At 28.3% G+C, this 14353-nt stretch carries 17 protein-coding genes; 9 read left to right on the top strand and 8 right to left on the bottom strand.

Annotated elements, in window-relative coordinates:
• Positions 1-2 precede the first annotated feature (2 nt).
• From ilvA to L8T90_RS07875, 4 genes are all read left to right on the top strand, one after another.
• On the top strand, positions 3-1214 hold the full coding sequence (ilvA, locus tag L8T90_RS00490) for a threonine ammonia-lyase (protein ID WP_263736408.1): 1212 nt from the start codon (positions 3-5) through the stop codon (positions 1212-1214).
• Positions 1215-1261: 47 nt separating this feature from the next.
• Complete coding sequence (locus L8T90_RS00485; RefSeq protein WP_263663164.1) at positions 1262-1753, top strand: PAS domain-containing protein; 492 nt, start codon at positions 1262-1264, stop codon at positions 1751-1753.
• An 80-nt stretch (positions 1754-1833) separates the two neighbouring features.
• Complete coding sequence (locus L8T90_RS00480; RefSeq protein ID WP_263678711.1) at positions 1834-2325, top strand: PAS domain-containing protein; 492 nt, start codon at positions 1834-1836, stop codon at positions 2323-2325.
• A gap of 4 nt (positions 2326-2329) precedes the next feature.
• A complete protein-coding gene (locus L8T90_RS07875) occupies positions 2330-3709 on the top strand; it encodes a methyl-accepting chemotaxis protein (protein WP_412174987.1) in 1380 nt (459 codons plus the stop codon).
• A gap of 14 nt (positions 3710-3723) precedes the next feature.
• On the opposite strand, the gene lon is transcribed toward L8T90_RS07875, so the two are convergent.
• Both lon and bamD read right to left on the bottom strand, forming a co-directional pair.
• A complete protein-coding gene (gene lon / locus L8T90_RS00470) occupies positions 3724-6102 on the bottom strand; it encodes an endopeptidase La (protein ID WP_263706309.1) in 2379 nt (792 codons plus the stop codon).
• Complete coding sequence (bamD, locus tag L8T90_RS00465; RefSeq protein ID WP_263736407.1) at positions 6102-6758, bottom strand: outer membrane protein assembly factor BamD; 657 nt, start codon at positions 6756-6758, stop codon at positions 6102-6104. Before bamD ends, lon begins: the two co-directional genes overlap by 1 nt.
• 176 nt (positions 6759-6934) lie before the next feature.
• Here bamD and fliW point away from each other — a divergent pair, with 176 nt between their 5' ends.
• Genes fliW through L8T90_RS00440 form a run of 5 tightly spaced genes read left to right on the top strand, consistent with a single transcriptional unit; the run spans position 6935 to position 9482 of the window.
• The gene (gene fliW, locus L8T90_RS00460; RefSeq protein ID WP_263663168.1) at positions 6935-7330 is read left to right on the top strand and encodes a flagellar assembly protein FliW; all 396 of its coding nucleotides are present in this window, start codon (positions 6935-6937) and stop codon (positions 7328-7330) included.
• Positions 7330-8058, top strand: a complete 729-nt coding sequence (locus tag L8T90_RS00455) for a pyrroline-5-carboxylate reductase (RefSeq protein ID WP_263678707.1) — start codon at positions 7330-7332, stop codon at positions 8056-8058. The genes fliW and L8T90_RS00455 overlap by 1 nt, the downstream gene beginning before the upstream one ends.
• Positions 8055-8351 (top strand): hypothetical protein, encoded by a 297-nt coding sequence (locus L8T90_RS00450; protein ID WP_039618527.1) that lies wholly within the window; start codon positions 8055-8057, stop codon positions 8349-8351. Before L8T90_RS00455 ends, L8T90_RS00450 begins: the two co-directional genes overlap by 4 nt.
• Positions 8335-9063, top strand: coding sequence for a type II secretion system protein (locus L8T90_RS00445; RefSeq protein WP_263736406.1), 729 nt, complete (start codon positions 8335-8337; stop codon positions 9061-9063). Before L8T90_RS00450 ends, L8T90_RS00445 begins: the two co-directional genes overlap by 17 nt.
• Entirely contained in the window at positions 9060-9482 is a 423-nt protein-coding gene (locus L8T90_RS00440; RefSeq protein WP_263736405.1) for a hypothetical protein, read from the top strand. The genes L8T90_RS00445 and L8T90_RS00440 overlap by 4 nt, the downstream gene beginning before the upstream one ends.
• On the opposite strand, the gene L8T90_RS00435 is transcribed toward L8T90_RS00440, so the two are convergent.
• The 6 genes from L8T90_RS00435 to L8T90_RS00410 all read right to left on the bottom strand — a co-directional run bounded on the left by L8T90_RS00435 (position 9464) and on the right by L8T90_RS00410 (position 14323).
• Positions 9464-10105 (bottom strand): MarC family protein, encoded by a 642-nt coding sequence (locus L8T90_RS00435; protein ID WP_263736404.1) that lies wholly within the window; start codon positions 10103-10105, stop codon positions 9464-9466. The genes L8T90_RS00440 and L8T90_RS00435 overlap by 19 nt on opposite strands.
• Before the next feature lie 51 nt (positions 10106-10156).
• On the bottom strand, positions 10157-10417 hold the full coding sequence (gene rpsR, locus L8T90_RS00430; protein WP_039618521.1) for a 30S ribosomal protein S18: 261 nt from the start codon (positions 10415-10417) through the stop codon (positions 10157-10159).
• Positions 10418-10427: 10 nt separating this feature from the next.
• The gene (locus L8T90_RS00425; protein ID WP_263663174.1) at positions 10428-10955 is read right to left on the bottom strand and encodes a single-stranded DNA-binding protein; all 528 of its coding nucleotides are present in this window, start codon (positions 10953-10955) and stop codon (positions 10428-10430) included.
• Between the two features lie 3 nt (positions 10956-10958).
• Positions 10959-11333 (bottom strand): 30S ribosomal protein S6, encoded by a 375-nt coding sequence (rpsF, locus tag L8T90_RS00420; protein ID WP_012661658.1) that lies wholly within the window; start codon positions 11331-11333, stop codon positions 10959-10961.
• Between the two features lie 91 nt (positions 11334-11424).
• Positions 11425-12390, bottom strand: a complete 966-nt coding sequence (gene holA, locus L8T90_RS00415) for a DNA polymerase III subunit delta (RefSeq protein WP_263736403.1) — start codon at positions 12388-12390, stop codon at positions 11425-11427.
• Positions 12383-14323 (bottom strand): RNB domain-containing ribonuclease, encoded by a 1941-nt coding sequence (locus tag L8T90_RS00410; protein ID WP_263736402.1) that lies wholly within the window; start codon positions 14321-14323, stop codon positions 12383-12385. Before L8T90_RS00410 ends, holA begins: the two co-directional genes overlap by 8 nt.
• Between the last annotated feature and the right edge of the window lie 30 nt (positions 14324-14353).

Genomic DNA, 14353 nt, shown 5'->3' with positions numbered 1-14353 from the left:
TCATGGTTGAATTAAATAAAATTTATCAAGCAAAACAAAAAATCGCAGATTTTGTATTAAAAACCCCTTTTGTGCACTCTTCTTTTTTGAGTGAGTTTTTGGAAACTGATGTTTTTTTAAAATGTGAAAATTTGCAAAAAACAGGTGCTTATAAAATCAGAGGAGCTTATAATACAATAGCTAATTTAACTAAAGAACAAAAACAAGCAGGTGTAATAGCTGCAAGCGCAGGAAATCATGCGCAAGGAGTAGCAATTAGTGCTAAAAAATTTAGCATAGAAGCTGTGATTGTTATGCCTGAAGCTACGCCTTTATTAAAAGTAAGTGCGACTAAAAATTTAGGCGCAAAAGTGATTTTAAAAGGAGATAATTTTGATGAGGCTTATGCTTATGCACTAAATTATGCCAAAGAACATCATTTAAATTTCATTCATCCTTTTGAAAATGAAAGTATTATAGCAGGACAAGGCACCTTAATGCTTGAAATGCTTGATGAAATAAGTGATTTGGATATGATTTTAGCTCCAGTTGGTGGAGGAGGTTTGATTAGTGGTGTAGCAAGTGCTGCTAAGCAAATTAATCCTGCTATAAAAGTTATCGGAGTGAGTGCTAAGGGAGCTCCTGCGATGTATGAGAGTTTTAAAAGTAAAAAAATGATTAATTCAAAAGCTGTTAGAACTATAGCTGATGGTATAGCAGTGCGTGATGTGAATAAAATTAATTTTGATATTATTCTTGAATGTGTTGATGATTTTATTCAAGTTGATGATGAAGAAATAGCTAATGCGGTATTGTATTTACTTGAAAAACACAAAATAACAGTTGAGGGAGCAGGAGCATCAGCAGTAGCTGCGCTTTTGCATAAAAAAATAGATTTAAAAAATCATAAGAAAATCGGTGTGGTTTTAAGTGGTGGGAATATTGATGTACAAATGTTAAATATTATTATAGAAAAAGGCTTATTTAAAGCTTTTAGAAAAATGCTTATTAATGTTACTTTAGTTGATAAACCAGGGGCTTTAAGTGCTTTAAGTGATGCAATTAAGGAAGCTCAGGCTAATATAGTTAAAATTGATTATGATAGATTTTCAACTAAGCTTGAGTATGGCGATGCAATGATTTCAATTACCTTAGAAACTAAAGGAAAAGAACATCAAGAATTAGTTAGAAAGATACTTTATGATAAAGGTTTTAATTTTAACGAAATTTTATGATATATTAAATATAATATTTTTTAAATAAAATCAAAAAAAGGGTGGAAATGTCACAAGAAAAAATTTTAGAACCAGATACATTGATAACCTCTAAAACAGATTTAAAAGGAGATATCATTTATGCTAATGATGATTTTTTAAAATATGCTGGTTATAAAATGAATGAGATTTTGTATAAACCACATAATATTGTGCGTCATCCTGATATGCCAAAAACGGTTTTTAAATGTTTGTGGGATTATATACAAGATGGAAAAGAAATTTTTGCCTTTGTAAAAAATAAAACCAAACAAAATGATTATTATTGGGTTTTTACTAATGTTACAGCCTCATTTGATAATCAAGGAAATATTATAAATTATTATTCAGTAAGAAGAAAACCTAAAAGAGAGGCCATACCGGTTATAGAGCAAGTTTATAAGGTTTTATTAGAAGCTGAAAAAACTGGAGGCATAAAAGCTGGAGTGAATGAACTTATGAAGATAGTTAATTCTTATGGTATGAGTTATAACCAGTTAATTTTAGAGCTTCAAAAATAATTTTATAAAAATATTTAAAAAATGTTTTTTTAAAAAAAGGTATAATAAGTCTGATTAATTTAAATTTAAGGAATTTATCTATGTCTTTGGAAAAAGTTCTAACTTCAGATGTTTTAATAACATCAAAAACTAATTTAAAAGGTGAAATTATCTATGCCAATGAGGATTTTTTAAAATACTCTGATTATAAAATTGATGAAATTTTATATAAACCTCATAGTATTATGCGTCATCCTGATATGCCAAGAACTGTTTTTAAATATTTATGGGATAATATTCAAATGAAAAGAGAGGTTTTTGCTTTTGTAAAAAATAAAACAAAATTTAATGATTATTATTGGGTTTTTGCAAACATAACAGCTTCTTGTGATTCTAATGAAAATATTTTAAATTATTATTCAGTAAGAAGAAAGCCTAAAGCAGAGGCTGTTAAAACAATAGAAGAAATTTATAAAGTTCTTATAAGAAAAGAAAAGGAAGGCGGTATAAAAGCAGGACTTGAAGAACTAAATGCTGTAGTAAAATCTTATGGGATGAGCTACAATGAATTAATAATGCAAATTCAAAAATAAAAGGATGTTGATGAAAAATATAGTATTAGTTGGTATTGGTCTAGGTATTTTATCTTGTGCAAATTCTATATATTTTATGGATTTTATTTCTTTTGGGTTTTCTTTGGCTTTGTTATTATTGTTTGCTTTTGCTTTTGTTGTTTTAAAAAAAGAAGATCAATTTAGTGATAAAATCTTAGATCTTAGTAGAGAATTAAAAAATGGTAATTTTGATTCAAGAATTGTATACATTAAATGTAGCAATAAAAAACTTAAAGAAATTGCGGATAATCTTAATAATACTATAGATGGCTTAGAAGCTTATTTGAGAGAAATTAATACCTCTATTGCTTGTTCTCAAAAGGGTGAGTATTTTAGAAGAGCTATTCCTGAAGGTTTAAAAGGAATTTTTGTTCATAATATTAACTTTATCAATAAAGCTTTAGATGATATAGAAAAAACAGGAAAATCTGTTTTTAAAAATGCTTTATCAAGAGAATTGATGGATTTGAGTTTAAATAGTCAAAATAAAAATTTAAATGACTTATCTTCTGCTTTAAATGGTATTATTAAGTTGATGAGGGAAGTTTTTGGTGATATTAAAATAATATCAGATACTGCTCAAAAGAATGGTTTAGAAGTGGGCAATTTGCAAGATTCGATTTCTTCTATGATGCAAGTGGCCGATGAGAGTAAAAATGCTGTTGATACTTTTGCCTCAAATGCTCAGAGTATTAATGCAATTGTAGAAGTTATTAGAGATATAGCAGATCAAACTAATCTTCTTGCGCTAAATGCGGCTATTGAGGCTGCTCGTGCGGGTGAACATGGAAGGGGTTTTGCTGTGGTTGCAGATGAGGTAAGACAACTTGCTGAAAAAACACAAAAAGCAACTGGCGAGATTACCTTGGCAATTCAAGTAATGAATCAAGAAATTGGCTCAATACAAGAAAATAGTGAAAAGGTATTTGATATCGCAAATTCTTCTAATAGCAAAATCGCTGATTTTAGTGAAGCATTTAGAGAATTAGAGGATAAAAGTTCTCATTTAGGAAAAGAATTTGTGAATTTTGCTTCTGATTTGACTTTATCGGCTATGAAAATAGATCATATTTTATATAAATCAGATGTTTATCTAACTCTTAATGGTTCTCAGCAAAATCTACAAAATCTTGATCCAATCTCTAGTCTATGTAAAGATGAAGATGCAAAAAGTATTTTCTGTCCTTTAATCTCTCAAAATGAAATGGATTCCAAGAGTGAAAAAATACAATACTCTGCAAATAAAGCTATAGAAATAGCTAAAAAAGAAAATATTTCAAAAGAAGATTATGATTCAATTATTAGTGACATAAGAGAGTTGGAAAAAGATAGTAAATTAATTATGGATAAACTAGAAGCTTAATAAGCTTCTAGTTTTTACACAAGAGCTATTTTTAATACTTCATTTAAAGTTTTTACCCCAATTATTTTCATATTTTTTATTACTTCCTCTGGGATATCTTTTAAATCTCTTTCGTAGTTTTTATGTGGAATAATAGCCGTTTTAATATCAGCTTTATAAGCAGCAATTAATTTTTCTTTTAAACCACCTATTGGTAAAACATTGCCCATTAAGTCAATCTCTCCTGTCATTGCAACATCAGATCTTACTTTTTTGTCACTAAAAATAGAGGCAATAGCTGTGGTGATTGTTATACCTGCACTTGGCCCATCTTTTGGTGTTGCACCATCTGGAACATGAATATGAAGATTGTATTGATTGTAAATACTTTCATCTTTTTTATAAAAAAGATTTTTTGGTGTTTTGATTTGTTCTTCATCAATTAAATTTTTAATAAGACTTTGAGCAATTTTTGCTGATTCTTTCATCACATCACCCAAACTTCCTGTAAGAGTTAACTCACCTTTGCCTTTGATTTTAATAGCTTCTATTTTTAAAACATCTCCACCCACTGCAGTCCATGCAAGTCCATTTACTTGACCGATTTTATTTTCTTTTTCATGTTTTTCTATTTCAAAGACTTTTTTGTTTAAAAAATCTTTTAAATTTTCAGTATTAATTTGAATGTGTTTAGTATTTTCCTCTAAAAGAAGTTTTTTAACGCATTTTCTGCAAACTTCAGCAATCTTTCTTCTTAAATTTCTTACACCTGATTCTCTAGTATATTCACTGACTATTAATTCTATGGCTTCATCATCAAAGCTAATTTCTTTTTCTTTAAGACCATGTTTTTTTATTTCATCAGGTATGAGGTAGTTTTTAGCTATTTGGAATTTTTCTTGAGGGGTGTAAGAGCTAAGCTCTATAAATTCCATTCTATCTTTTAAAGCAGGTGGGATTAAACTTGCATCATTTGCTGTGGCTATGAAAATGATTTTACTTAAATCGATGTTGAAATTTAGGTAATAATCTCTAAATTTAGTATTTTGTTCAGGATCTAAGATTTCAAGCAAAACTGCACTTGGATCTCCTCTATGGTTGCGACTTAGTTTATCAATCTCATCAAGCACTACTACAGGATTGCTTTGTTTAGCTTCTATAAGTCCTTGTATAATGCGTCCTGGCATAGCTCCTATATAGGTTCTTCTATGCCCTCTTAATTCATTTACATCTTCTAAACCGCCTAAAGCTATGCGTACTAATTCTCTTTTTAATGCTTTTGCGACTGAATTTGCTAAGGAAGTCTTACCAACACCTGGAGGTCCAACTAAACACAAGATAACTTTTGCACCATCTCTATCTTTAATTTTGCGTTTTTCTAAAAGCTCTTTTACTGCAAAATATTCTTCAATACGTTCTTTTGGTTTTTCTAATGCATAATGATCACTGTTAAGCTGTAAAGACACATCTTTTAAATTTAGTTTTTTCTTTGAAGAGTGTTCAAAAGGTATGTCTAAAACCGTTTCTATGTAAGTTTGCACCATAGAGGCTTCTGAGTTATCTTGATGAATTCTTTCGTATTTTTGAATTTGTTTTTTGATTTCTTTATAAGCTTCTTCATACATAAAAGCTTTTTTCTTTTCTAATTTTTTATTATATTCTTCTACTTCGCTTTCTTTTTGTATGTCACTTCCAAGCTCTCTTTGAATTTGCTTGAGCTGTTCTTTTAGGAAATATTCTTTATTGACTTTATCTATTTTAGAATGAACTTTGTTTTTGATTTCTTTTTGAATTTTATTTGCTTCAATTTCTTTAGCTAAATAATCAATTAAATTTAAAAGCTTGGTTTCTAAATTAGTTTCGATGAAAAATTCATACGCTTGTTGTTTTTTGATTTTAATGGAATTTAGTATTAAATCACAAATTCTACCAGGCTCGACATCTTCTTCTATGGTTCTTAAAAGATCGGGTGGAAAATAATGACTCACAGTAGATAAAGCTTTAGCTTTTTCTCTTACTACTTCGATGATTGCTTCTTTTTTTGTGCTGCATAATGGTTCTTGGTGGATTAAATCAACTAGAGCAAGTAAGGGGTCATCTGAAATTTTTTCAACTATCTTAGCTTTGGCATAACCTTGAAATAAAATTTTAATTCTACCATCAGGCAATGGAACTTTTCTCATAATGGTTCCAATAACCCCACAATCATAAATTTCATCAAAACCACGTCCACCTTCAATCTTAGATGGTGCTACAAAAATCATGCTTTCATTTTGTAAAGCAGTATCTAAGGCTTTGATATTTTGCATATCATTTAAAAAAATTGGTGTTATCATAAAAGGGTATAAAAAAAGCTCATCTTCCACAAGAACAGGAAGTTTTGTTGGATAGTTTTGAGTATTTTCTAATTTCATTACATTATACCTTCTTCAAATATTTTTCTATACCATGGAAGTTCTGGTTTAATCATATCGATTTTATTAAAATCGGAATTTTCTATTTTTTGCTTATAAATCTCATAGCTTTGCTCTCTATTTTTTTTATGATATAACTCTGCTATGCTGGTATCAAGATAAAAAACTGCAAGATTAAATTTAGTAAGCATGGTGTCAATTAAATCATTATATTGCACATTAGGATAGCTTTGATTGTATTCTTTGATTTCTTCTATTGTTTTTAACATTAGTGCTTGATTACGATTTGGAACAGCAAAAGAGTCAAATTTGGCTTTGATTTTTAAATATCTTATATAAGCTACATTTTGTGAATCACCAAATTTATTTAAGTATTCATCAAGATAAAAATTTGCCATTTCATACTCTTCTTCACTAATGTGAGCTTGAGCCAATATAAGCAAAGTCTGTTCTAATAATGGATCAGCTATATGTTCAGCTGCCATTGAAGTATAATGTTTATCAGCTGCTTCAAGATTTTTTTCTTGTAAATCTTTTATAATTTGTTGATACCATTCCATCGAACTTAGATTATACAAATCTTCGGTTTTTTTTGAGCTGCATGCCCCTAAAAATAAACCTGCGATAATAAGAGAAAAAATAAAAAGTTTTTTCATGATGTTACCTTATAAATTTATATAGTTTATAATTATAGTGTTTTTATGTTTATGAAAATGTTAATTTTTGAATTAAAATTATAATCAAAAAGTTTTAATTAGCATAATTTAAAAAGTTGGAACTAAAATTGCTTTATGAGTTGTAATTTCTTAGTCAATAGATTTTAGGAGGCAAAATGAACTTAGAGGTTAAATGTCCTATTTTGGGGTTTGAAGATACCAAAAATATGAACTTTTATAAAATAGATGAGGTTTTTTATAGACTTAAAAGCCTTGATGGTAAAGATTTTTCTTTTGTGATGATTGATCCTTATATGATCCGTCCTGATTATGATTTTGAAGTACCTGATTATTATCAAGAATTATTAGCTTTAAATGAACAAACTAATTTTGGTGTATTTGTTATTGTCGCTATTAATGAGCCATTAGAAGAATCTACAGTTAATTTTTTAGCGCCTGTTGTGATGAATTATGATAATAATTCTTTAGTACAAGTGATTTTAGATACAAGCAAATATCCTAATTATTTTCAATCTGAAAAGATTTCAGCTTTTATTAAACAAGCAAAATAATGTCTGAAATTTATATTTTAGGAAATGGCGCTATGGCAAGTGCTATAGCTAAAGGTTTAAAAGATACTTATAAAGTAGTTATTGTTGCTAGGGATTTAAAAAAAGCTAGTAGCTTAAATTTAGAAGTTTTATCTTATGAAGAATTTGATTTAGAAGATAAAAATGTTATTTTAGCATTTAAACCTTATGCTTTAGAAGAAGTAGCTGTTAAATTAAAAGGCAAGGCAAGATGGCTTATTTCAGTTTTAGCAAATACTACTTTTGAGCAACTTCATTGTGTTAATGCGCAAAATTATATAAAAATCATGCCAAATACAGCAGCTGAATTTAAAGCCTCAGCGACTGCGTATTTGATGGAAAATGATTTATATAAAGATGAAATTTTATCTTTGTTAAATACTTTTGGTAAAGCCATAGGTTTGCAAAATGAAAAAGAATTTGATGTGGCTATGGTTTTAAGTGGCTGTGCTCCTGCGTTTTTGGCTTTGGTAGCAGAAAGTTTAGCAAATGCAGGTGTGAAAAATGGTCTAAAAAATGAGCTTAGTTATGAGCTTACTCGTGCTTGTTTTGAAAGCTTTAGTGCTTTATTTAATCATACACATCCTGCTATTATTAAAGAAAAAATTTGTTCTCCAGCAGGAGTGACTATAAGAGGAGTTGAGGCTTTAGAAAAAAGAGCTTTGCGCGGTGCTTTTTTTGAAGCTTTTAATGTAAGTTTAAACAAATGAAGCAAGCTTTTAGTCTCCTAGAGCTTGCTTTTTGTATTGTAATTTTATCTTTTGTTTTTGGATCTTATTATCTTATATTTGCAAATAAATCTTTAAATATTATATGGCAAAATCAAATCCTTTTTAATGAAGAAAAAGAATTATTTATGCAAAATCCTTCATATAAAGCAAAAGAAGTAAATATAAATACTTATAACTTTTTAGAATACACTAGTGATGAGTTTAAACTCAAATCTTTAAAAATAAAAGATTTATCCTATAAAGAAGCCTTTATAGATGAAAAAAGCTTTTAGTTTATTAGAGCTTGCGCTAAGCCTTGTTATCTTGGGTGTATTGATTATTGTCTTAAGCAATCCGGCTATACATCTTTATAATCATAGTTACAAAATTAAAAATTCCAACACAGTATTTTTAAATTTAAATCAAACTTTGCTTAGTATGGAAAAAATTTATCATTCTTGTTTAAATGCGACATTGACAAGTAGTTCTTTTGAGTGCTATATGAGTGCAAATGATGATATTTTTTATGATGTATCATTGAAAAAATTAAACTTTAGTGGCATTATTTTAGAAAACAATGAAAGTTTTTTTAGTCCAAAAAGCAATTTACATTTTATAGAAAATGGAAATTCTAAAGGAATTTTAAGTAATTATAAAGATATGCATAGTGAAAAAAAGTTAAAAATATATGCTAATGATTATATGTATTTTTATGATATAAAAAATTCAAAAATTTATAAAGCATTAGTGAATGATAGAGAGAAAATCCATTTTAATAATGAGAAATTTAGTGGATTTTATACTATTTTATATGCTTATGTTAGAGTATATTTAGAAAATGAAAATATTTATATGCAAATAGATGATTTAAATCATAACAAACGATCTTTTTTACTAGCTCAAAATATTTCAAAGCTTATTTTTAAGCAAGATGATAAGGCGCTAAAAGTTTTAATATGCGATAAAAGTCAAAATGAATGTTTATTTAAGTGGATGTTTTTATGAAAAAATCGTTTGCTATGGTTTATACAATATCTTTTATTTTATTTATCTCTTTTGTTATGGTATTTATAATAAAAATTTCTTCATATTCTCCAAGAATTATGAAAGATTTAACTCTTTATACTCAAGGAAAGATTTTGCTTTATGATACAAAAGAGCTTTCTAAATATTTTTTATATCAAGCCTATTTAGAGGGTAAAGAATGTTTAAATGAATATAATTTTGAATATAATAATATAAAAATACAAATTGATTATGCTTATCCTTTAGGTGAATGTAAAGGATATAAATTGATAGCAAATGATGCTAATGCAAAAAGCATTATAGCTGTAAATATTAGTGTGTTACTAAATGGTAATAAAGCGGTAAATGAAGAAGTGTTTTTACAAAAAAGTTTTTTTGTTTATCCTAAATTAGATTGAATGTAAGTTTGAACTCCAATAGCTATCATTTTTACCCCCATAGCCATAATAAAAACTAAAGCAATACGTGAAAAAACATAAAGTACAAGTTTTCCTATGACTTTTTCAATGGTAGCTGAAAAGTGAAATAAAGCAAAAATAAAAGCAAAGGTAAGTAGTACAGAAGCTATAGCTATAGTTAAATTTTGATCTTCTGAAATAACCACTATCGTTGAAAGTGTTCCAGGTCCTACTAGCATAGGAAATGCCATTGGAACTATACTTTTTTTCAATAATTCTTTATGACTTAATCCTTGATAATGTTGAAATTGAGAACTTGATGGAGTAAAAAGTAAGTTTTTAGTACTCATAATGATTAAAATCAAACCGCCCGCAACTCGTAAATCATTAATATCTATTTTAAATAAATATTTCATGATAAATGGTCCAGAAAGTAAAAAAACTAAAACAATACAAAATGCAGTATAGATGATATTTCTAAAAAGTTTTTTTCTTGTATCAGCATCTAAGCCCTCAGTCATTGCAAGAAATTGAGGAAGATTTCCAAAAGGATTCAAAACTGCTATAATAGCAACAGAAGCAAGTAAAATAGCATAAATTTCAGATTCTATATCTGAAAACATAAGACAACCTTTTATTTTCCCAAGCTTAAAAGCTTGGGTTTGATTTAATAATTATAGCCCTTCAAAAGGATTAGTAACAACTTCTTTTCTATCTACGATATAAGGGATAAGTGCTACATGTCTTGCACGTTTAATAGCAACTTCAACCATTTCTTGGTGTTTTTTGCTAGTACCTGTTAAACGGCGTGGCATGATTTTAAATCTTTCTGATAAAGCATGTTTTAGCAATGCTGTATCTTTATAGTCTATAAAATCAACTTTAGCTTCTGTATATTTGCAATATTTACGTGAATATTTTCTTTTTTCTGCCATGTTTTTTCCTTTAAAATGGTAATTCTGTATCATCATCATATTTATCAATATCAATTTCCTTCATAGGAGCTTCCTTTTGAGGATTTTGATAAGTATTAGATGGGTTTGTTCTAGTTTGTACTTGAGCATAAGGGTCAAAACTTTGTTGTTGGTTAAAATTTTGATTATAGCCATAATTTTGATTGTCAAAATTGTTTTGTTGGTTATTTTGTACAGTTGAACCTAGCATTTCTAAATTCTCAACTTGAATGCTGTGTTTTGATCTATTTTGTCCATTTTGATCGCTCCACTGCTCAAATCTCAAACGACCTTCAATTAAAACTTTACTACCTTTGTTAAGGTATTGATTAGCAATCTCTGCTGTTCTACCAAAAAAACTAATGTCGATAAAGCAGGTTTCTTCTCTTTTTTCTCCTGTATTTGTACTAAATCTTCTTGTTACAGCTATAGCAGAAGAGCCTATTGCGCTACCTGATGGAGCATAGCGCATCTCTATATCCCTTGTAAGATTACCTACTAAAACGACTTTATTAAACATTAATTAGCCTTCTGTACTTTCGCTAGCTTTGATTTCTTTTTTATTTTGTTTGATACCTTTGCTTAGTTTTTCCCAAGCTGCTATTTCTTTTTTATTTTCATATTTTACGATTAAAAATCTAATTACTTCTTCAGTGATTCTTAATACCCTTTCAAGCTCTGCTATTAAATTTGTAGGAGCTTTGAAATAAATCACAAAATAAGTTCCTCTTTCGTATTTTTTAATTTTGTATGCAAGTTTTCTTGTTCCCATTGGAACTACGCTTTCAATTTCTGCGCCATTTTTTGTAAGGACTTCTTTTACGAATTCCAACTTAGCACTTACTTCTTCTTCTGTAAGTGTCGGTTTTAATATGAATAAAACTTCATAATGTCTCATTTAATTTCTCCTTATGGATATAAAGCCTAAAATTTTTAGGCAAGGATTTTGCATAAAATGCAAATTTTATTTTACCATAAGTTTTCTTAATTTAACTTTTTAATATGGAGCTAAGTTGTAAAAGTGTTGCGATTAAAAACTCTTTTTTTTCTATTTTAGAATTCTTTTTTAATTCATATTCGCAATTACAAAGTGCTAAAAAGATATGTTTATATTGTGATATTTTGATCACAAGAGCTTGTTTTTGAAGATTTTGTGCCACAGAAATAGGCGGGGCATAGCCTAAAATTTCTTTTAAGTCTAAATTTCCATAAATTTTAACATGTAAAGCAATTTTAAAAAGTCTATAAAAATTTGCATATAAGGCGTTAATCAGTGCTATTTCATTATAATTTTCTAAAATATTTTCAAGTTCGTTTCTTAAATCTTGTTTTTGCATTAATTTATCAAAAAAACTTTCAAAGCTAATAGTACTTAAACTATAACAATGCTCTTGAATGATTTTTTCATCGATATTTAAACCACTAAATTTATTTAACTCATTAGCTGCTAAATACAAATTCTCATTAAAATTATAAAAAAGAGCATAGAGGGCATTTTGAGTGATGTTAATATTTAATTCTTTAGCTTTTAAAGCTAGTAATTCCATACCTTCTTTAGCTGAATTTACCTTATAAAATCTACAAAAATTATTAGCAAAAATTTTCTCCGCTTCGCTTTGTTTGGAGCTTTCATCATAAATTTCAAGTAAAAAATAATTATCTTGCGAATTTTGACAAAGCTGTAAAAGTTGTTTGAGTTCTTTGCTTGGGATTTTCTTTTGAGTTTTGATTTCTAGCAGTTTTCTCTCGCTAAATAAAGAAGCACTAGATAAATAATCATGGGCTTGCTTAAAATCATATTCTTCAAAATAAAATCTTAAACTCTCATCAAAAGAGTATTTGTCTTTAATAAATTTAGCATAAAGCTCTATTTGGAAATTATCCGCTCCATAAAGTAAGAAATAATTAGGAAAACTATTGCTATTAAGTAAGCTTTGGAGTTGATTTTTATACATTTTGGTTTCTTTCTAAACTAAAATGCTTGGTAATTTTGCCAAAAATTTTAGCACTAACAATATCTACTTCAGTGATTTCTACTTCTACATTTTCTAATAAATTTGCCCTTGAACCTATGATGGTAATCAAAGCTCCTTTAATTTCATTATTTAATTTTACTTGTAATGAACTTTGATTTTCTACCACCAAAGCCTTAAATCTTTTTCCTATATTTTCTTTTGCCCATCTTGCAAATTTTCTATCCATGAAATGCCAAGCAACTTTATCCGCCTCTCTTTCTAGTAAGCTTAATTCCTCACAAGTACTTTGTATATTTAAAAGCAAATAATTAAACATTTTTTCATCATTGTTGATTTTAGCTTTTAAAAGTCTATGTAAAATAAGATCAGAATATCTTCTAATAGGGCTTGTAAAATGGGTATATTTATCAAAACCTAAGCCAAAATGTCCCGCATTTTCACTAGAATATTCTGCCTTTTTTTGCGCTTTGATGATGAGCTTATCTACTTCTTCTCTTATATTTAGCTCATTTGCTAAGACTTGAATGTCTTTAAATAATTCTATGACATTATTTTTAGGATTAATATCTATACTAAGCGTTGAAAGATCAACTAGTAATTGATCTATTTTTTTATAATCAGGACTTAAGTGATTTCTAAAAACTCCTATATCAATGAGTTTTGCTGCAGCTTTATTAGCTAAAAGCATACAATCTTCGATTAAATTATGCGAGGCCGTGTCATTTTCAAGGCGTGTTTTTATGAGTTTATTATTTTCATCTAAAGTCATTCTTAGCTCTTGGGTTTTAAACTCACAAGCATTTTTTAATCGTTTTTTGCGTAAATTTTGAGTGATTTTAAAAACTTCATAAAGCCAATTAATTGCACCTAAATCTTCTTGCGTTTGTAAATACTCATCAACTTCATCATAATCAAAACGGCGCTTTGAGTTAATAATAGCCTCGAAAAGCTCTTCTTTAATCACTTCATTGTTTTGATCTAAGCTTATTTTAAAACAAAATGCTAACCTATCTTCATTAGGTTTTAGTGAGCAAATATTTTCACTCAAAGCTCTTGGCAACATAGGTATAGCAATATGAGGAAAATAAATCGAAAAACCCCTTGATCTTGCTTCTTTATCAATGGCGCTATAAGCATGCACATAAGCGCTTACATCAGCTATGGCTACATAAATAGCATGCTCATTTTTATCATAATAAATTGCATCATCAAAATCTTTTGCATCAATTGGATCAATGGTACAAAAATTTAAATTTCTAAGATCTTTTCTTGATGGATACATACTCGCATCAACTTCATTTCCATAAGCTCTTGCTTCATTTTCACATAAATTATCAAAAATTGCATTTTTATTAAAAAGTGCTAAGGAAATTTTTTCATCTACAAAATCATCATCAATATGCCCTATCACTTCAGTGATATTATTATCATGATTTTCTATTTTTAAAATAGTTCCTAAAGGCAGAGCTTTTAAAGATTTTTGAGAGGCTTTTAAGACACATGTAAGTCCTGTTTGAATATTTACTCCAAGGACTGCTTCTCCGTATTTTTTAGTCATAACCAAAGAAGTTTCGTGGGCTCTTTTAAGTATTAAAATAACTTTAGCACTTGGGCGCTTTTTTTTAAGAGGGAGTAATTTTGCCACAACTATATCAGCATAATTTGCTCCTTTTAAATTTTTATTTTCTATGAGTAAATCACGCTTAAAAGCAGGATCAAAACTTTCTAAAAATCCCGTTCCATTAACAGAAATATCAATCTTACCAAAAGTAAAGCCATCTTTTAAATAGTATTTATTTTTATAAAATTTAATAATATCACAAGTTAATAATTCTCTAATGATTTGCTTGTTTTTATTGGTAATTTCATTGGCATTTAGGCCATAACTTAGTTGATTAAATAATTCTTTCATAAGACTCTTTATAGTAATTTTTCAAAACTT

The organism is Campylobacter sp. RKI_CA19_01121 (assembly GCF_025771295.1).
GTDB lineage: Bacteria > Campylobacterota > Campylobacteria > Campylobacterales > Campylobacteraceae > Campylobacter_D.
The sequence above is the reverse complement of the archived record's forward strand: the minus strand, read 5'-3'. Positions and strand labels throughout refer to the sequence as shown.